Consider the following 20,276-nt stretch of genomic DNA (forward strand, 5'->3'; position numbering starts at 1 on the left):
CAAATCCTCAGCCACTTTAATACTGTATTTACTCGAGGTCTTCTGACTGAAATATTCTTTTTTAGGAGTATTGTCTTTTCCCTCGACCATGGTGACGTAATAAGGGATATAAGGTTTTAATTTAGCATAATGCGCCAATGCCTCCCTGACAGTGACAGTATCTTTATTACTTTCCTTTAACACAGGCATTATATCACCCAACTGAGAATCTAAATCAAATTTCCCTGCTTCTTCCGCCTTAATAATCATCGGCAGACCTCCTAAAATTTTTGTCACAGAAGCCAGGTCATAAATACTTTTGTTGTCTACTTTTTTTTTTTCGTCATAGGTATAATACCCATAACTTTTTCGATAAACAACCTTTCCTTTTCTGGCCACTAATACTTGCATACCCGGTGCCATCGATGAGTCTATCACCAACTTGGCCACTGAGTCAATTCGCGCCAGTTTTCCACGATCCAAACCCACATCCTCAGGTATGGAATATCCCAATCTATTCACTCCTTCCAGGTGTAAACCAAATCCTACTTTGAAGTCATCTTTAATATTAACAGGAAGCGCTCCCTTCATATCCAGAGCTCCAAAGATCATCTGGGCCGAAATATCCTGGGCCAGGGCCGTATTCTGATAGGAAACGATGATTCCTTCAATATTATCATAGGATTTGATCTTGAGTAAACTATACGGGCTGGCAAAAATATCAAGAATCACCTTGTGACTCTTTGCTATCTCCTCCAAGATCAGTAATTGATTATCATCTATTTTGTAATTGGCGTAGGCTCCATAGCTTGTATGAAATCCAATAATGACAGTTTCATAACCCTGTAATTTTTTGGAAATTTCAGCGATCGTACTTCCAGAGACTACATCTACCTGGGTATAATCATTGAGTCTTTGTATAAATGAATGGTTATTATGAGTACCAAATTTCACATAAGCCACCTTATTTTTCCCAAGGTTTTTAATCGGTAAAACATCATTTTTATTCTGCACTAAAGTGACGGAATTTTCCACCAGTTTTCGGTTCAGCAAGTCATCTTCAACCGTATGCAAATCCTCTAACAGATGATCAATTTTAATGGGTTGATACTGGTGTAAACCTACCCAGTATTTGGTCATTAACACTTTGGTCACCGCTTCATTCAATCGCGCTTCTGTCAGCCTGCCTTCTTTGATTGCTTTTTTAAACAATTCTATGGATTTAACCACTTTGAGAGGCACATCCAATAAGTCATTCCCAGCAATGATGGCTTGCAGATTGATTTCCTCAGAAGAAGTGAAATCTGCCGAGCCTTTCATGTTTAATGCATCTGTCACAATCAAACCCTGAAAACCCATTTCTCGCTTTAATAATCCTGTGATAATATTTGGCGACAAGGAAGATGGTAAATTTACATTTGGTTCCAAAGCAGGAACACTCAAATGCCCGATCATTGCGGAACCAATACCTTCTTTAAAAATAGCTCTGTAGGGATACAACTCTACGGAATTCAACCTTTCCATATCGTGGTTTACAGAGGGTAACGTCTTGTGAGAATCTTGAGCTGTGTCACCATGACCAGGGAAATGTTTTGCGCAGGCCATGATACTCTCGCTTTGAATACCTTTTGTAAAGGCAATTGCTTTAGCTGTCACGTTTTTGGTGTCTTCTCCAAAGGAACGATTTCCAATCACCGGATTTAAAGGATTCGTATTTACATCCACAACAGGGGCAAAATTTATATGAACTCCTTCTCTTTTCATATGTGTTCCCATCTGCTTTCCCATCTCTTCCAGGAGTTGATTATCTCGAATCGCACCTAAAGCCATATTATAGGGAAAGGCCACTGTTTTTTTCAATCGCATTCGCAAACCCCATTCACCATCAATACCAATTAACAAGGGAATTCTCGCCAGTGACTGATATTCATTGGTTAACTCTGCCTGCTTTATGGCCCGATCCTGGAAAAAGATAAGTGCTCCAATATGGTGCTCCTTGACCAGGTTTTTAATAAAATTCTCATGATCAGCATCTTTGTTCGAATAGGCAGCCACCATAAAAAGTTGTCCGATCTTCTCCTCGGTATTCATTGTTTTCATAATGCTATCCACCCATTGGGCTTGTGCAACACTATCTTTGGTAACTAAAGGATTTTTTTGAGCTTGAACCTGTAAGGTCAATAGCAGCATCATTAAGGCTACAATCTTATTCATGGAGACTATTTTAAGGTGATGAAAAAAAATGGTTTGGCTCATTCAATTCAAAAAACAAGCAAAATGTACATGCCTTGATTTTCGCAATGCAAATTAAAAAAAGTTAGTTAAAATAACGGCTATGCCAGCTCTTATTTGCAGGAACTTCCCAAGAAAGTTTTAAGTCGCCTTTATTTTCAACCATATTATTAAAAACCAAGGTGTCAGCATGAATTTTTTCAGATTTCACATATTTTTGAAAATCCGCCAACGAAACAACATTGATATGATCGCCGTCTTTAAAGGCTGTATTTAATTTATTTAATAATTCCAGATTAAACTCCTTTTCAAAATTTTTAAAAACATGCGTTGAAGCATCGATAGAACAACCTGATACCTGGTTAAAAGATTCATCAACGGCCAATATTACAAAGTGTTTATATTTGATAGAAAAGGATGCTTTCAGATCATCACCATGACGCGTCCATTCATTGACGAATTCAGTCAAGGTTGAAGACATTTGTACTACTTCCTCTTCCGTGAATTCACGGCTTGACTGGTATACCCATATTCGTGAACTATCCTTCAAAGTATCAAAATCTACATACATGTTTTAAATTTTATTGTTAAATTTATTCTGAAGGTCTTCCAGTGTGCTTATGGCTTTTTTAGCGGTCATTGACTCCTTTATTTTCGTCAGAATCCTTTTTGTATACAAGGGGAAGTCTGCATTTTGCATCCAGTTATAATAGCCTGGATTCTCTCTGAAAACATCGACAACTTTTCTCCCTTTATACTTCCCAAAAGAAAATATTTCAGTTTGATCTGCATCCAATAATATAAACCCGGCAAAATCTGCTCTTTTTTGATGTGAAGAAAAATCGCTTAAAAAATCGACCGTATCCTCTACATCATCATACTTGGCAATCTGCGCCTCCAATATCTCAAAAGTGGCCATTGTATCGGCTTCCGCCGAATGGGCATTCTCAAGTGATTTACCACAGTAAAACTCATAGCCCGCACTCAGATTTCGCTGTTCTTTTTTATGGAAAATGACCTGAACATCAATGGCTTTTCTATTTTCCATATCAAAATTAACCTTGGCCCTCAACATCTCCTCCGCCAATAATGGAATATCGAATCTATTTGAATTAAAACCAGCAAGGTCGCATCCATCTATTAGAATACTGAGCTCCTCCGCCAATTCAGAAAACTTTGGTTCCGTTACAACCCTCTCATTTGTAATTCCATGAATATCAGAGGCTTCCTTGGGGATTTCAATTTCCGGATTCACCAATTTGGTCCAGCTTTCTTTATTTCCATTTGGATATACTTTTAATACTGAAATTTCAACAATCCTGTCAGTCGCAATCTGTATTCCAGTTGTTTCCAGATCAAAGAAAACGATTGGTTTTTCAAGTTTAATATTCATTCTTTAGCAATTCTAGATATTAGTATTTTGTTTAAAAGCTGGTATTGATGTCCCAGGCTTCAAGATATTCTCCCACTCGCTTTGCAAACATACTGCCTAATGCGCCATTTACCACACGATGATCATAGGAATGTGAAAGAATCATCTTATGTCGAATTCCAATAAGATCTCCTTCTGCAGTTTCAATAACGGCCGGAATTTTTCTTATCGCTCCCAAAGCCAGAATCCCAACCTGAGGCTGATTGATGATAGGTGTCCCCATAATACTGCCAAACGATCCTACATTGGTTACTGTAAAGGTTCCTCCCTGCACATCATCAGGATTTAATTTTCCAGCTCTTGATCTTTTTGCCAGGTCATTGACTGCTTTGGTCATCCCTACCAAATTCAATTGATCCGCTCTTTTTATAACAGGCACAATTAAATTACCATCTTCCAGAGCAGCTGCCATTCCAAGGTTGATATCCTTGTGTTTTAAAACACGATCTCCATCAACTGAAATATTCATCATCGGGTAATCGCGAATTGATTTTGCAATTGCCTCCATAAAAATTGGCGTAAACGTTATTTTTTCACCTTCCTTTTTAAGAAATTCATCTTTCACTTTCTCTCTCCATCGAACAACATTGGTCACATCTACCTCTACAAAACTTTGAACATGAGCTGAAGTCCTAAGGGAATCAACCATGTGCTTGGAGATCAATTTACCCATCCTGCTCATTTCTATGATCTCATCATTTAAGGCCGGAGCTGCGGTAACTATTTTCGGAGCCGCCGGCTGTTCCTTCACCTCCGGCACAATTCCATTGGACACATCGCTTGAAACAGTTTTTTTCTTACCTCCTTCAATATAGGCCAGAATATCATTTTTAGTGATTCTTTGATCCTTACCACTTCCTTTGATCGATTCTAGTTCCTCCAGGCTAATTCCTTCTGTTTTTGCTATATTTTTCACCAATGGAGAAAAGAATTTTCCACTTGGAGAATTCAATTCTTGGGCAGAAACATTCATTTCTTCAGTCTTGGCTTTCACAGAGGCCACCGTTGGAAGGTCTTCAGGAATTGATTCAACCACTTCCTCCTTTGTTTCGCCGGCCACATCTACCTCTCCATTTGTTTCGATTACTGCTATGACCTGCCCTACACCCACTACTTCATCCACTTCAAAAAAGCGTTCAACCAAAACGCCTTCCACTTCACTAGGCACTTCGGAATCAACTTTGTCTGTCGCAATTTCTACGATAGCTTCATCCATTTCGATGGTTTCACCTACCTCCTTTAACCAGGAAGTAATGGTTGCTTCAGCAACACTTTCACCCATTTTTGGCAATTTCAACTCAAATTTTGACATTTTGATCCCTATTTTTGAGGCAAATTTAAGAAATAAAATAGACAGTTTTCAAGACTTTTTAACTATCCTTATTTTTACTGAAAAAAATTCAATCAGACTATTAATTTTTTACGAATTTCACACTTTCGCAAGTGCTATAGCGCCTCATGAAAGTAAAAATCTATGTAAATTCAGGAACAACTAAGTCAGCGCTTCCTTCTTCGCTTTGTCCGAAAGATCGACGTTAATCGTTATTCTGGTTCCTTCATCTCTTTTTGAGTTGATAAAAATTCGGCCATTGATATAACTAATTCTTTCTCTCATAAAAAAAAGACCAAGGCCCGATCCTTTTTCATTATTCTCAACAAGACCTGAATCAAATCCTTTACCATCATCATCAATAACAATACTTACTTTATCCGTTGAATGACTTAGACTAATTAAAATATAGTTTGACTCCGCATATTTCAAAGCATTGTTAACCGCTTCCTGTACCACCCGATATAAATTTGTTTCCACCAAAGAATCGAACCTACCATTAAAGTCGGTTCTGTTTTCAAAAACTATATTCTTACCGGTCAATTTAGTAAGCTGATCTACCAGTTTGCCAATGGTTGGTACAATGCCATAATCCTTTAATTCCGGAGGTGTCAAATTAAAAGTTACAGCCCGCACCTCCTTGATCAGATCACTTAAAAGAATTTTTAGCTTGTCAATTTTTTCTTCAAACTTATCTTCAGATTCATAATTAATTGATTCAATATTGAATTTAAGGGCTGTCAACATCTGACCAATCCCGTCGTGAATATCTTTGGCAATTCGTTTTCGCTCTTCCTCTTGAGCCTCCACTATTTGACTTGCCTGTGCCTTTTGTAAACCAACTTCTTTTTGAAGCTTTTTTTCATTCAATTGAACCAACTCATGCTGGGACTCAATTCTCTTTGTTATATCAGTGCACAGCAATAATGCGCTCTTATTCAGCTTTACCTGACGCATCGGCACTACCGTAATTTCTAACCAAAGTTTTCTTCCTTTTTGAGTGTACACTTTTATTTCACCTGTCCAAAGAGCATGCCGATGATTCTCAATTAACTTGCTCACTGACACCCCGTCTTTTTCCTCGGCCAAAATCAATTCATCAATAGACAATCCCTGATAGCCACTTTCGCATGAGAGCAATTTGATAAACTTTTTACTCATATACAGAACGGTACCATCTTCCTTAATATTCGCAAAGAGGGCCGCATTATTGATGGCATAGTTCAGCCCCTGTAATTCTTGCAGAGAATTCTCTTTGGCCACATACAGATCATTTACTTTTTCAACCTTTTCTGTTAATTCATTTTTGGTTTGCACCAGATCCTTTATCACATTCCGTATATATAGTGAAATAGGTCTGAAAAGAAACAGAATTTCAAGTATCAATATCCCTAAACTAATCAGCAACAGCAGGTACTCCTTTTGCTTCAATGCCCTCACTTTATCTTGACTAATACCGTCATAGACATTCACAATTTGATCCATTTTCACCAAAAATCGACCTTCAACCTCCTCCAATTGCATCAACTCTGTTTGAATATCAATGGAGTCATCAACATCTTTTTCCTGAAATTTTCGAAGGATACCGGAAGTTGCTTCAACCAGCTTTTTTTGATCCTGATCTATTTCTTTGAATAAGGAATCTATGCGATCATTCTCCAGTTTCATCTTGCCAATCCCAAGAAGATCAAACTGCAGATCCTCGTGGGTTTTGGAAAAAATGCTTAGATCCTCTTCCAAACTATGGGTAATTTCTTCGGCATGGCTTTTTGACCTTGCTTTGTCTAGTAATAAGGCTTCTTTCACTAACTTCTGACTCAACATTCTTTGACGTCCGGCGACATTGACGATTCTGGAATCATCCAACTGATCATCCAAATGGTTTTGAATTAAAATCTGAGCAACAACAATGGTAATAGCTATCAAAAAAATAGCTATTAAATAAAGTGTTCTAAACTTTAAAAAGGTAGTATGATCAAGTGACTTACTTTCGTTTTTCTGGAACATATGAGCCTATTCGATTTAGGCAAGCGCCTTGGTGATCAAGGCTTTGGAATGGTCCGAATAATCGAGCTCCAAAGCAGCCTCTTGCCCTTTAGATGACATTTTTTTCCACGTTTTTCTTAGAATATCTATCATTTTGTCTTCGCTATATTTTTCAGAGAATTTTTCAAAATAATATTCTAAAAAAACCAGACAAATAACATCTTCAAGTTTCTGCGTCAAATCATTTTTCTTCAATTGTTTTTTCAAAAGAAGAAATTTAACGGCTTCTATAATTTGGTCATCATAGCCAACCTCATGCATTATTTCTCCGGCTTTTTCAGCATGAAATACCTTGAGGTCATTTCTCCATTTCAAATAACCAACCCTGTTCATATCATATTGATCTCTGGGAATCTCCCATCGCCTAATATGTTGACACCTGACCGCCAATTGCAAGGCCTCATCTGTATCCGGGCTAAAAATAGCAAGGCGATCTGTCATTCGCTGGGCATACAACAATTCTTTTGCGTATTCCTTACCTTCAAAGATTTCCCTGTTGGGATCCTCGGCATTGGCTCGGTCAAATAAATCTATTGCTGCGTTAAACTTTTCAGACTTTTTCATTTGGTTAATTTTAACCAAAGTTATTCAGAAAAGCCAATATAAACAAAGTTGTTTTCTATTTTCACAGGATAGGTCGCAATAGCATCCAGATCACCATTGAGGTTTTCACCGGATTCTAATGAAAACGTTTTTTTGTGCATCGGGCAAGCTATTTTGGGGATATCCTGATCATCCCCTAACATTCCCCTGCTTAAAACCATTTCCATTTTATGAGGACAGAGGTTTTGACAGGCATACCACTTGTTTCTGCTGGTAAAATTAAATACAGCAATTTGCAAATCCTTATACTTTACACAGAGCCCTCCATTTGCCGGAAATTCATCTGCCGCGCTCACCTTAAACCATGTCTTCACATTTTCCGGAGCTACTTTTTGGTATTCTTTGATGATCGTATTCATGTGCATTTCTTTAATTTATTCAACCCATTGTTTAGGCATAGACTGCTCTCTCATCGGAACAAAAACAAGGTTCTCATCCTTTTCTTCACTGTTTACAAAATGTTTAAACCTCTTTTTGAAAGATTCATCTTCTATGGCCTGCTTCCATTCACATTGATAGGCAAGAACAAGAGCCTGCATTTCCTGTTCAAGTTCATCAACTATGGAAAGACTATCATTTATTACAACTTCTTTCAGGTGCTCAATTCCCCCTTCTAATTTTTCCAACCAGACTGAAGTTCTCATTAATGGAGCTGCTGTCCGGATATAATACATCAGGAACCTATCCAGGTATTTAATCACTGTTTCATTATCAATTTGTTCGGCTAGTAATTGTGCGTGTTTTGGGGTGGCTCCACCATTTCCGGCGATGTACAAATTCCAGCCTCCTTCCACGGCAATTAATCCAAAATCCTTGCCCCTTGCTTCGGCACACTCCCGGATACATCCAGAAACACCTCCCTTAATTTTATGAGGTGATCGCAATCCTTTATACCTGTCTTCTAGCTCAATGGCAAAACTGACACTTTCATCCATCCCATACCTGCACCAGGTAGAACCAACACAACTTTTAACAGTTCGCAATGATTTCCCATATGCATGTCCACTTTCAAATCCGGCGTCAATCAATTCCTTCCAAATAGCAGGCAGGTCATTTAATGTTGCTCCAAAAAGATCAATTCGCTGACCTCCTGTTATTTTGGTATAGAGATTGTATTTTTTTCCAACTTCTCCAATTACGATCAGTTTGTCCGGAGTAATCTCTCCGCCTGGAATTCTTGGCACCACCGAATAGGTACCGTTTCGTTGGATATTGGCCAGAAACCTGTCATTCGTATCCTGAATAACATATTCCTCATTAGCTGTATCATTATAAAGGCTTGCAAAAACAGAAGCCACTAGAGGTTTGCAAATCTCGCATCCATTGCCCTGACCGCATGTTTGGATTACCTCATCAAAGGTGTGCAATTTTTTAATTTTGATCATATGATAAAGATCCTGTCTTGAATGATCAAAATGTTCGCAAATCACCTCCTTTACAGATTGACCCATGGCCTTCAAGCTTTCATTGACCAAATCAATCACCATAGGCTTACAGCCACCACATCCTGTAGTTGCTTTGGTTTGACCAATAATATCTTTTAGATCTTTACATTGCCCTTCATTCAGTCGGTCACAAATGGCTCCTTTGGTCACATTCTCACAAGAACAAACCTGTGCGGCATCCGGTAGTTGCAATACTCCCATAGCCGATTTTTCTTCCCCTCTGGCACCCAAGATCAATTCTTCCACATTTTCAGGAAGTGCTATGCCATTCATATAAATTTGATGCAACATATTGTAATCAGAAGCATCTCCAACCAAAATACCACCCAGTAAGGTCTTGCCATCATGGCTTATATTTATTCTTTTATACAGCCCTTTTGTTTTGTTCTCAAACACAATGGAATGTCCCTTACTTGCGGGCATAAAAGGCTCCCCAAAACTTGCTACATCGACGCCAATTAATTTTAACTTGGTCGACATATCAATTTGAGGTTCCATGATTGAATCACTGGTCCCCAGTATCTGGTCAACTGCCACTCCGGCCATATCATACCCGGGAGCTACCAATCCATAAATCATTCCGTTTAACAACGCAACCTCTCCGATGGCTAAAATATTCGAATCAGAGGTTCTCATTTTATTGTCCACCAAAACACCTCCTCTTTCTCCCAATAAAAGACCGCTTTCTCTGGCCAGCTCATCCCTGGGTCTGATACCCGCAGAAATCACCAACATATCTACCTCTAATGCAGAATCATCTGAAAAATCCATTCCTGTAATACTTCCATTGCCTTGAATCTTCCTTGTTGCTTTATCCAAATGAATTTTTATTCCCATACCTTCCAACTTCTGACGTAACACATTGCTGCTTCGATGATCAAGTTGTCTTGGCATTAACTTAGGCGCGAATTCAACAATATGTGCTTCAAGTCCCATATCCATAACAGCCTTACCTGCTTCGAGGCCCAAAAGACCACCCCCCAGAACAGCTGCTTTTGGTGTACTGCCCTTTGTTTTAATGGAGGAAGCATAAGCGAGCATACCGTCCAGGTCTTCGATGGTTCTATATACAAACACTCCTTTTTTATCTACTCCATCTATAGGAGGAACAAAAGGTGACGAACCAGTAGCCAGCACCAAATAATCATACTGATAGTTTCCAATATTTTCTGTTACTATCTGTCTTCTTTCTCTTTCGATGGATATCACTCTTTCATTCGTGATCAATTCAATCCCATTTTCCTCATACCAGCTTCTGGGAGAAAGTTCTAAAGATGTTGCATCACCACTTTCAAAATATTCGCTTAGATGAACTCTGTCATAGGCCGGTCGAATTTCTTCCCCAAAAACAAGAATTCGATATTTTTTCGCATCTGGTTTCGCTATCAATTTCTCACAAAATTTATAACCAACCATTCCGTTTCCGATAACTATAATTGTTTCCATACTAAAAAATCCTTTTAATTTTCATTCAAAACTAAGTATTTTTACGTATTATTGTACGGAAATACGAAATTAATTTAACTTAAATACGTATTTTTATCATATATAGAATCTAAGCGTTTTATATTTACAATTTACAAGCAAAACAGTATGAAAAATTCGAAAGTGATATTAGTAGGAGCAGGACCTGGCGACAAGGACCTGATAACTTTAAAAGGAATAAAGGCCATTATGGCTGCAGATATCATATTCTATGATGCCCTGGTGAATCCGGAATTACTAGAATACGCAAGTTCAAATACTCCATGTATATATGTAGGCAAACGCCGAGATAAGAAACGATACTCACAAGAAGAAATTAATTCATTATTGGCGGATGCCACTAAAACGCACCACACTGTGGTAAGACTTAAAGGAGGCGATCCTTTTGTCTTTGGGAGAGGCTCTGAAGAGCTGAACCACTTGGACAACCTAGGCATTTCTACAGAAATCATTCCCGGTATAAGTAGTGCGCTGGCTGTACCTGCCAATCAAGGCATCCCTTTAACCAAAAGAGGTTTGAACGAAAGCTTCTCTGTAATAACGGGCACCACTTCCAAAGGCACCGTCTCCAAAGACCTAAAATATGCCGCCATGTCAAGTGCAACAATCGTCCTATTAATGGGACTAAAGAATCTAGCTGTCATTATGAAGGAAACAGCCCGATACAGAGATCACTCAACTCCATTTGCTGTCATACAGAACGGAACCAGACCGGATGAAAGCATTCATCTGGACACCATTGGCAACTTTGAATCTGTTATTGATTTAATAGACTACTCAAAACCAGGCATCATTGTTATCGGTGAAACAGTTTCTGAGCATCCCGCATTTTTTGAAGAAGAGATCCAAAGAGTTCTTCAGGCAGTATTATAGAATGAATGCAGAACCATTCAAATGAAAATTACAGTTCTGAAAATATTAGTTGCCCGATATTTTTGATTAAATAATTTGAATACAGCTTTTTTTCGATATTCATATTTCTACGTATTTTAGATCAATTTCTACGTATTTATACTTATTATTTGTTAGATTTGCTTCATAAAAAACTACTAGTTATGAATTCTTCAAAAGCAACCAAGTTAGATCTACTCAACTTTAAAAGCCTTCCCACCAGAACTTTCTGGATTACATCAATAGCCTTCTTTCTGTGCTTTTTTGCCTGGTTCGGAATCGTTCCCTTTATGCCAGACGTAGTCAAAGACCTTGGACTAAGCCCCGATCAGAAATGGAACTCCATTATTTTAGCCGTGACAGGGACCGTATTTGCAAGATTGATGATTGGAAAACTTTGCGACACCTACGGCCCACGACTCGTATACACCGGACTACTTCTGGCCGGCTCTTTACCCGTAATTCTTATAGGTCTTTCACAAACGCCCTTTCAATTTTTAATCTGCCGGTTCTTTATAGGTTTTATAGGTGCATCATTTGTTATTACACAGGTCCATACTTCATTAATGTTTGCACCAAATGTGGTGGGTACAGCGAATGCCACTTCCGCCGGTTGGGGGAATCTGGGAGGTGGAGCCAATCGATTAGGGATGCCTATTATCGCCTCCATAGTGGTTAGTTTTGGAATAGCAGAAGCAGACTCCTGGAGATACTCCATGATCATTGCCGGAATTATTTGCCTATTCATGTCCTTTATCTATTACAGATTTACGCAAGACACACCAGAAGGAAATTTTAAAGACCTCAAAGCCGCCGGCCTAAAACCAACAAGAGAAAAAAACAACACAAACATGAAAGAAGTCCTATCCGATTACCGCGTATGGATTCTTTTTCTTGTCTATGCTTCCTGTTTCGGTGTTGAGCTAACGGTCTATGGCACTATGGACGATTATTTACAAAACACTTTTGGCATCAATAGAATCACGGCAGGAAACATCGTTTTGTCATTTGCCATGATGAATCTGTTCGCCAGAACACTTGGTGGATTCTTTGGAGATAAATTTGGAAAACTGAAAGGCCTGAGAGGCAGGGTTCTTCTTCTTTCTATGCTTCTGGCTCTCGAAGGAACCATGCTCATGTTTTTCTCAAACATTAACATACTTGCCATTGCCATTGTTTTTCTGGTTGCCTTTAGCCTCACGGTTCAAATGGCCGAAGGTGCAACCTTTTCAGTAGTTCCTTTTATCAATAAAAAAGCAATAGGACTTATTTCAGGAATTGTTGGAGCCGGTGGCAATGTCGGTGCATTTTTAGCGGCCATACTACTTAAATCCAAATCGGCCATTGCAGAAAAAACTGCCATTGCCGCGAATCAAGGAAAAAGTCTTGAAATCATAGAAAGCGCACAGGCAAGCGCCTCATCCATTGCTGTTTCCAGCGGCTACCTGATCATTGGAGGCATTATCATTGTTTCCGCCGCTGCATCTTTAGCCATTCGATTCTCAGCAAAAGACGAACACGAAGTGGCAACAGAAATGCAAATGATTCTTGAAGTGAACGCTGACAAATAAACCACCACATGCACCGATCGAATGTACATTGCGACCTTTGCCCCAATCAACATTGTTTGATTAAAAAAAGCCTGATCTCTGATGAAGACAAACGTCTCGCCCAGCAAAAAGCTACTTTAAACTGTAAAAAAGGCCAGCAATTTATAATGGAAGGTACTCCTGTAAGCGGCTTGTTTTTTATTCAGACGGGCAAAGCCAAGGTGTTAAAAACTGGCATCTACGGCAAGGAACAAATACTCAGACTGGTAAAGGAAGGCGAAACTATCGGACACAGAGGGTTCGGAACAAAAAAAAAGTACAGCATAGGCGCCATCGCTCTTGAAGATTCTATACTTTGCAATTTCAGTAATGAAACCCTGGATCTGATGCTAAAAAAAATTCCAAAACTCACCTATGAGCTGATGCTGTTTTACGCCGATGAACTCAGCAGGTCGGAATCCAAAGTGAAGACCATTGCACAAATGACCGTCCGAGAAAAAGTAATTGATACCTTACTGTTCATTCATAGAAAATTTGGCTTAAATCACAAAGGCTCCATCAACATCCAACTGAGTAGAAAAGAAATTGCTGATTACTCTGGAACCACGGTAGAACAAGTTATTCGCGTTATATCTTCCCTAAAGTCAGAAGGGCTGTTAACCTGTGTGGGAAAAACCATTACCGTAAGTGATCTGGACAAACTGAAAACCGAAATTTCAGAGCATAATTTCTACCTCGATAATTAAGATTTATTCAAGTCTTTTTTCCCATTTTCCATCACATCTTAAAAGTACGTATTCTGCGTATTTTTGCATACTACTGTTACACAACAACTTACCGAAAAAAACTGCCTTTTGACATGTTCTAACATGATATAAAACTCTTTTAAAGAAGGCATATCACATCTTTTATGTTTAGCACTACTTATATATTTGAAACATCTAAGTATTTATACGTAATAATTAAAAATTTAAACTATGAAATCTACATTATTTGGCCTAAGCCTCGTAATTCTCAGCTGTCTCATTCACTCCTGCGGAGATAAAAAACCAAAGGCGGAAGCAGCAGTCAGTTCTGAAAAAAAATCAGCGACTGAAACACTTGAAATTGAAAAACCACAATTAACCTTTGGTTTCATCAAACTGACGGATATGGCACCTTTGGCCATTGCAAAAGAAAAAGGCTTTTTTGAAGAAGAGGGTCTCTTCGTTTCTGTAGAAGCTCAATCAAATTGGAAGAATATACTCGACAGAGTCATTGATGGCCAACTAGATGGATCCCATATGCTCGCCGGACAACCGATAGCAGCAGGAGCCGGTTTTGGACGACAAGCAGAATTGGTCACTCCTTTTTCTATGGACCTTAACGGCAATGGAATAACAGTTTCAAATGATGTTTGGAACAAAATGAAACCTCATATTCCTTCTAATGAGGACGGCAAGCCAATTCACCCAATCAAAGCGGAATCGTTAAAGCCGGTAATTGACTCCTATAAATCTTCCGGAAAAGCGTTCAAGATGGGAATGGTTTTTCCTGTATCCACACATAATTATGAAATAAGGTATTGGTTAGCCGCTGCCGGTATCCACCCCGGTATGTATACAAAAGACAATATTCAGGGACAGGTGGATGCTGAAGTACTTCTTTCAGTGACACCACCACCTCAAATGCCGGCAACATTAGAGGCCGGAACAATCTACGGCTATTGTGTCGGTGAGCCCTGGAACCAACAAGCGGTTTTCAAAGGAATCGGAGTCCCGGTAACAACCAATTATGATATCTGGAAAAACAATCCTGAAAAGGTATTTGTAATGACCAAAAAATTTGTTCAGGAGAACCCCAATACAGCTATTGCCGTAACCAAGGCACTCATTAAAGCAGGAAAATGGCTGGACACTCCCGGAAACAGAAAGGAAGCGGTCAAAATATTATCCATGCCACAATACGTAGGTGCAGACGAAGTAGTTTTAGCAAATTCAATGACCGGAACATTCGAATTTGAAAAAGGAGATAAACGCTCCATGCCAGATTTCAATGTATTCTACAGGTACAACGCCACCTACCCTTTTTATTCTGACGGAGTTTGGTTTCTAACACAAATGAGGCGATGGGGTCAGATACCTGAATCAAAACCTGCTGACTGGTATGGCACAAAAATCAAAGAAATATATCGACCAGACATATGGTTGAAAGCAGCCACCTTACTTGTTGAGGAAGGACATATACCTGCTACCGACATCCCTGAAACCGATGGATATAAATCTGCCACCACCGACTTCATCGATGGAAAAAACTTTGATGGAAAAGACCCGATCGCCTATATCAACAGTTTCAAAATTGGAAACAAGGATCAGGCAAAAAACTAAAAAAAGGACCCTAAAAAGAAAACAAATGAATAATTCAATCAGCCAGAAAACAACAGATCTGTTCCGATTTATTGGAATGGGATTTTTGGAAGCACCCATCAATCTATTCCGCGGGAAAGAAACGAAAAAGAATCTGACCCTTATTCTGAAAAAGTTTGTGGCTCCGCTTGCCTCCTTCATTCTATTTATCGGAATTTGGCAAACAGGCGCTCAATATCTTTACAATAAAGAAGCTGATTACAGAATAGAAAAAGCAAGACAGGAACAAGGTGAGGAGGCAGCTGCTTCTATGAAAGCCTGTATACAATCCGGTGACATAAGCTGTCAACCGAATACACTTCCTTCCCCTGCACAGGTAAAAGTTTCATTTTTTAAACTTCTTGCAGACCACAGACTCATCAGTCAGGACAAAAGAGCGTTTAAAGAAAAAACGGCCGCTTTAAATGCAAAAAGAGAAGCTGAAGGAAAAGATGCCATCACATACACAGGACGCCCCTCCTTCGTAGATCAAATCGCTACAAGCATCAAAACTGTTTTTGCAGGTTTTCTTTTGGCCATTCTGATCGCTGTTCCTATTGGTATCATCATCGGGCTCAGTGAAACTTTACGAGATTCATTCAATTGGCTTATTCAAATTTTTAAACCGGTTTCCCCCGTAGTCTGGCTATTATTGGTTTTTATGATCGTTAAGACGCTGACTAAAGATTCCGATACGGACAGCTCCTTTATCATTTCCTTTATCAGTGTCGGACTTTGTTCCATGTGGGCCACACTAGTCAATACAACCATGGGTGTATCCACTGTAGATCAGGATTTTATAAATGTGGCTAAAGTTTTAAAGCTAGGGTCCTTTCAAAAGATTTTCAAAGTCATTCTTCCCTCCTCCTTACCCTTAATATTTACCGGATTAAGGATCACCTTATCCGTAGCCTGGATGGTATTGATTGCCATAGAACTGCTGGCGCAAAGTCCGGGACTGGGTTCATTTGTCTGGGAAGAATTTCAAAATGGAGCCAATGACTCCAATTCAAAAATTATTGTTGCCATGTTTGTTATCGGAATCATTGGTTTCCTGTTAGACAGGATCATGCTCGGTATTCAGAACGTAGTATCATTTAACAAGAACGACGGAAACTAAAGACTCATGGCCTACTTAGAACTAAACAACATCCAGAAAAGTTATGGTACCGGAGCTCAGGAACTGCAGGTACTAAAAAATATTAATCTCGAAATCAACGAAGGTGAATTTGTTGCCATAGTGGGGTTCTCAGGAAGTGGAAAAACTACTTTGGTCAACCTTATCAGCGGTCTGCAAAAGGAAAGTTCAGGCGCATTGCGCTTTAAAGGCAAACCCATCAATGGAACGAGCCATGAACGAGGAATCATCTTTCAAAATTACTCCCTGCTTCCATGGCTTACTGTCTATCAAAACGTTTGGATCGCTGTAAAAGAAACCTTTCCAAAAAAGAAGAAAAAAGAACTTGACGAAGTCGTAAGGTACTATCTCGATATGGTAAGTCTGACTCCGGCAATCAACAAAAGACCAAAGGAGCTTTCGGGAGGCATGAAACAGCGAGTCGCGGTGGCGAGAACACTTGCCATGGATCCGGAGATGATTATCATGGATGAACCTCTCGGAGCACTCGATGCCCTTACCAGAGGCAACCTTCAAGATGAAATTCTCAAGATCTGGGAAAAAAATAAAAGAACCGCACTGCTTATAACCAATGATGTAGATGAAGGAATTTACATGGCTGATCGCATCATTCCGCTACTGCCTGGGCCCAAGGCAACTCTCGGCCCTGAGTTTAAAATTGATATTCCAAGACCCCGAGACAAAACGGCACTTAATGACAATCCTGAATTCAAAAGGATTAGAAACGAGATCATTGAATTTTTGATGCAAATCGGAAATGAGAATACTAATCAATCAAACAACAGCTATACCCTCCCCGATGTGGAACCAAAAGATCTCAGATGGGATTTTCAATCAAAACTGAAATTATCATACTAAAAAACGTAGACATGGAACACCAACTCGCCTCTGAAAGCATCATGCTTGATCTTCAGAATTTGAAAAAAGTATACCCAACACCTAAAGGAGATTATGTGGTTCTGGAACATTTAGATCTGCAGATTAAAAAGGAAGAATTTGTAACGATAATTGGCCATTCCGGTTGCGGTAAAACAACCATGCTGTCTATGATGGCTGGGCTCAACCCCATATCTGATGGTAAAATTTCAATTTTAGGGTCCGCCATTCGTGGTCCAGGCCCGGATCGCGGGGTCATCTTTCAGGCACCCAGCCTGATGCCCTGGCTAACGGCCCTGGAAAACGTCATGCTTGGCGTGAAACAAGTATTTCCTCATGTGAAGCGCAAAAAACGAGCTGATATTTGCAAATACTACTTGAGTCGTGTAGGTCTGGAAGGTTCTTTCCATAAAAAGGCCTCCTCTTTATCTCAAGGAATGCAACAAAGAGTTGGAATTGCCCGGGCCTTTGCTATCAAGCCCAAGGTGTTATTACTTGACGAACCTTTCGGCATGCTCGACTCTCTTACACGAGGTAATCTACAAGATGTTCTGATCGAAATCTGGAACAAAGAAAAAATTACGGCTGTTATGATCACTCACGATGTGGATGAAGCGATTTTTCTTGCGGATCGCGTGGTGATGATGACCAGTGGACCAAAGGCAAAAATCGGAGATATTTTACCGATCGATTTTAAAAGACCCAGATCGAGAAAAGAAGTCATAGAACATCCTGACTACTACAATTACAGAAAATACCTTATTGACTTTTTAGAACATTAAGCTTAGACAATTAAATCAAAAAAAACAATTCTTATGAAAACAAAATTAACTCTTTTACTACTGCTATTTATTAGTATTAAAACAATGGCCCAATTCACGATCGATGGTGAATTCAGACCAAGAACAGAATACAGACACGGTTATGGAACCCTTATAGCAAAGGATGCAGAACCGGGCTATGGAATCTCTACACGGGCACGCCTGAACTTCGGGTATAAAAAAGACAAGTATCAATTCTATATGAGCATACAGGATGTCCTTGTTTGGGGAGAAAATCGTCAGATTTTACCCAAAGATCTAAACAATTCATTTGCCGTATTTCAAGTGTGGGCCAAGTTTGATTTTAACGAAACCTGGAACACGAAAATTGGTAGACAGGTATTGTCTTACGACGATCAGCGGATCATGGGTGGACTTGACTGGGCTCAACAGGGAAGAAATCACGATGCCATCCTGATCAAACATAAAAAGGATGATTTCTTATTAGACCTGGGATTTGCCTATAATCAGGATTATGATAATATTTCTGGTTTTCAGTCTGTGGGAAATACGTATAATACAACGGGATTCTTCTCTTACAAAACCATGCTATACGGATATCTTAAAAAAACATGGAACTCCTTCTCCGGGAGCCTATTATTACTAAATAATGGGTTTCAGAATTTCGCGGAAGACGGAGTGACACAAGACGGCATCAGCAACCTTCAAACATTTGGTACTCATCTGAATTGGAAGAAAGGGAAGTTTGGCGCAAATTCCAACCTATTTCTACAAACAGGTGAACGCCAGGGAGCCATTAAAATTAAAGGTGCCTATCTGGCCAGTTTAGACCTTTCATTTAAAGTTACCGAAAAAATCGGCTTAGGTCTTGGTGCCGAAATGATCAGTGGAAATGATGCAGGTGAAGGAGAAACCGGAGCATTTTTCCCATTGTATGGAACCAACCACAAATTCAATGGATTCATGGACTATTTTTATGTAGGCAATCATGCCAACTCCATCGGATTGGTCGACCTGCATATCGGTGCAAATTTCACATTCAATGAAAAATCAAGCCTCTTTGTCAAACTGCTTAATTTCTCAGGAGAACAAGCACTGCCAAGTGGTGAAAAATCTCTGGGTACAGAATTGGATTTGGTGTATACCCATAAATTCAAAGGCTTTCTTATTAAAGGAGGTTACTCACATATGTTTGCCAGCGACGGAATGTATGAATTAAAAGGTTTGGATAAAGACCTGGCAGCAAGCACTCAGAATTGGGCCTGGGTCATGCTGGTTTTAAAACCCAAAATTTTAAATTAATTCTTTTAAATCCCATGCAATTCAGTGTACTTGCATGGGATTATTCTTTTTGTAAAAACAAGGTAAAAATACGTACATTTGAACCTCAATTGTTAATTTTCAAAATGTGAACAAGCAAATTACAATCGCTCTGGTAGACGATCATATGCTCGTAAGAAACGGCATCAAATCTTTATTGGAAGAAGAAAAAGACCTGAACGTGATTGCGGAAGGCTCAAACGGGTATGAAGCCATCACAATTGTAGAAGAACTACAACCTGATATTCTGATAATCGATGTTAGAATGCCGGAACTAAATGGTATTGATGCTGTTCAAAAAATTCAGGAGAAAGGAGGCAGTTCTAAATCAATCGTACTATCCATGCACGATTCTGAAGAATATATATTACAATCGATAAAAGCCGGCGCTTTTGGTTACCTCCTCAAAGACACCGACAAAAAAGAATTTATCAAAGCCATACACACCGTTCATTCAGGGGAAAAATATTTTAGCGGAGATATCTCAAACATTATCGTTTCTAACTTGTTGCAAAATTCTGACAGTCCAAAAACACCCAAGAACCCTTCGCCAAAAGCAGACCCATTTGGCCTGACCAAAAAGGAGAAACAAATATTAAAACTTATTTTAACAGGCAAGACCAATTCTGAAATTTCAACTATTTTACAGAACAGCAAAAGAACTGTTGAAACCCATCGATTTAATCTGATGAAGAAAATGAATGTTAAGAATCTGATTGAATTATCTGCCAAGGCTGCTGAATTTGGATTGAATTCTTAGATCAAACAGTCATTTTAGGGCTT

17 protein-coding genes are annotated in these 20,276 nt (G+C 39.2%); 9 read left to right on the plus strand and 8 right to left on the minus strand.

Annotated elements, in window-relative coordinates:
- The 8 genes from ACR2MV_RS04970 to nirB all read right to left on the minus strand — a co-directional run.
- Positions 1–2,193, minus strand: a 2,193-nt coding sequence (locus ACR2MV_RS04970; protein ID WP_434020797.1) for a glycoside hydrolase family 3 N-terminal domain-containing protein, incomplete at its 3' end; no start/stop codon positions are given.
- Between the two features lie 103 nt (positions 2,194–2,296).
- Positions 2,297–2,782 carry an ABC transporter ATPase gene (locus ACR2MV_RS04975; protein ID WP_434020798.1) on the minus strand — a complete coding sequence of 162 codons (486 nt, stop codon included), beginning with the start codon at positions 2,780–2,782 and terminating at the stop codon, positions 2,297–2,299.
- A gap of 3 nt (positions 2,783–2,785) precedes the next feature.
- Entirely contained in the window at positions 2,786–3,604 is an 819-nt protein-coding gene (locus tag ACR2MV_RS04980) for an exonuclease domain-containing protein (RefSeq protein ID WP_434020799.1), read from the minus strand.
- A gap of 31 nt (positions 3,605–3,635) precedes the next feature.
- Positions 3,636–4,955 carry a dihydrolipoamide acetyltransferase family protein gene (locus ACR2MV_RS04985; protein ID WP_434020800.1) on the minus strand — a complete coding sequence of 440 codons (1,320 nt, stop codon included), beginning with the start codon at positions 4,953–4,955 and terminating at the stop codon, positions 3,636–3,638.
- A gap of 180 nt (positions 4,956–5,135) precedes the next feature.
- Positions 5,136–6,980 (minus strand): ATP-binding protein, encoded by a 1,845-nt coding sequence (locus tag ACR2MV_RS04990; protein ID WP_434020801.1) that lies wholly within the window; start codon positions 6,978–6,980, stop codon positions 5,136–5,138.
- Between the two features lie 15 nt (positions 6,981–6,995).
- Positions 6,996–7,583, minus strand: a complete 588-nt coding sequence (locus ACR2MV_RS04995; RefSeq protein ID WP_434020802.1) for a DUF4202 domain-containing protein — start codon at positions 7,581–7,583, stop codon at positions 6,996–6,998.
- 20 nt (positions 7,584–7,603) lie between these two features.
- Entirely contained in the window at positions 7,604–7,981 is a 378-nt protein-coding gene (gene nirD, locus ACR2MV_RS05000; RefSeq protein WP_434020803.1) for a nitrite reductase small subunit NirD, read from the minus strand.
- Positions 7,982–7,996: 15 nt separating this feature from the next.
- The gene (gene nirB / locus ACR2MV_RS05005; RefSeq protein ID WP_434020804.1) at positions 7,997–10,513 is read right to left on the minus strand and encodes a nitrite reductase large subunit NirB; all 2,517 of its coding nucleotides are present in this window, start codon (positions 10,511–10,513) and stop codon (positions 7,997–7,999) included.
- A gap of 147 nt (positions 10,514–10,660) precedes the next feature.
- Here nirB and cobA point away from each other — a divergent pair, with 147 nt between their 5' ends.
- The 9 genes from cobA (at position 10,661) to ACR2MV_RS05050 (ending at position 20,253) form a co-directional block, all read left to right on the plus strand.
- Positions 10,661–11,425, plus strand: a complete 765-nt coding sequence (gene cobA, locus ACR2MV_RS05010) for a uroporphyrinogen-III C-methyltransferase (RefSeq protein ID WP_434020805.1) — start codon at positions 10,661–10,663, stop codon at positions 11,423–11,425.
- 182 nt (positions 11,426–11,607) lie between these two features.
- Positions 11,608–13,014: an MFS transporter gene (locus ACR2MV_RS05015; RefSeq protein WP_434020806.1), complete on the plus strand. Its 1,407-nt coding sequence runs from the start codon at positions 11,608–11,610 to the stop codon at positions 13,012–13,014.
- Between the two features lie 8 nt (positions 13,015–13,022).
- On the plus strand, positions 13,023–13,739 hold the full coding sequence (locus ACR2MV_RS05020) for a Crp/Fnr family transcriptional regulator (RefSeq protein ID WP_434020807.1): 717 nt from the start codon (positions 13,023–13,025) through the stop codon (positions 13,737–13,739).
- Between the two features lie 231 nt (positions 13,740–13,970).
- A complete protein-coding gene (locus ACR2MV_RS05025; RefSeq protein ID WP_434020808.1) occupies positions 13,971–15,359 on the plus strand; it encodes a CmpA/NrtA family ABC transporter substrate-binding protein in 1,389 nt (462 codons plus the stop codon).
- Between the two features lie 25 nt (positions 15,360–15,384).
- Positions 15,385–16,497, plus strand: a complete 1,113-nt coding sequence (locus ACR2MV_RS05030; RefSeq protein WP_434020809.1) for an ABC transporter permease — start codon at positions 15,385–15,387, stop codon at positions 16,495–16,497.
- Between the two features lie 6 nt (positions 16,498–16,503).
- Positions 16,504–17,373, plus strand: a complete 870-nt coding sequence (locus ACR2MV_RS05035; protein WP_434020810.1) for an ABC transporter ATP-binding protein — start codon at positions 16,504–16,506, stop codon at positions 17,371–17,373.
- A gap of 11 nt (positions 17,374–17,384) precedes the next feature.
- Positions 17,385–18,173, plus strand: a complete 789-nt coding sequence (locus tag ACR2MV_RS05040; RefSeq protein WP_434020811.1) for an ABC transporter ATP-binding protein — start codon at positions 17,385–17,387, stop codon at positions 18,171–18,173.
- A 33-nt stretch (positions 18,174–18,206) separates the two neighbouring features.
- Positions 18,207–19,475, plus strand: coding sequence for an alginate export family protein (locus tag ACR2MV_RS05045; protein WP_434020812.1), 1,269 nt, complete (start codon positions 18,207–18,209; stop codon positions 19,473–19,475).
- Positions 19,476–19,581: 106 nt separating this feature from the next.
- Positions 19,582–20,253: a response regulator gene (locus ACR2MV_RS05050; protein WP_434020813.1), complete on the plus strand. Its 672-nt coding sequence runs from the start codon at positions 19,582–19,584 to the stop codon at positions 20,251–20,253.
- Positions 20,254–20,276: the final 23 nt, after the last annotated feature.

Origin of the sequence: Lutimonas sp. (genome assembly GCF_051011215.1) — a bacterium.
Taxonomy (GTDB): Bacteria; Bacteroidota; Bacteroidia; order Flavobacteriales; family Flavobacteriaceae; genus Lutimonas.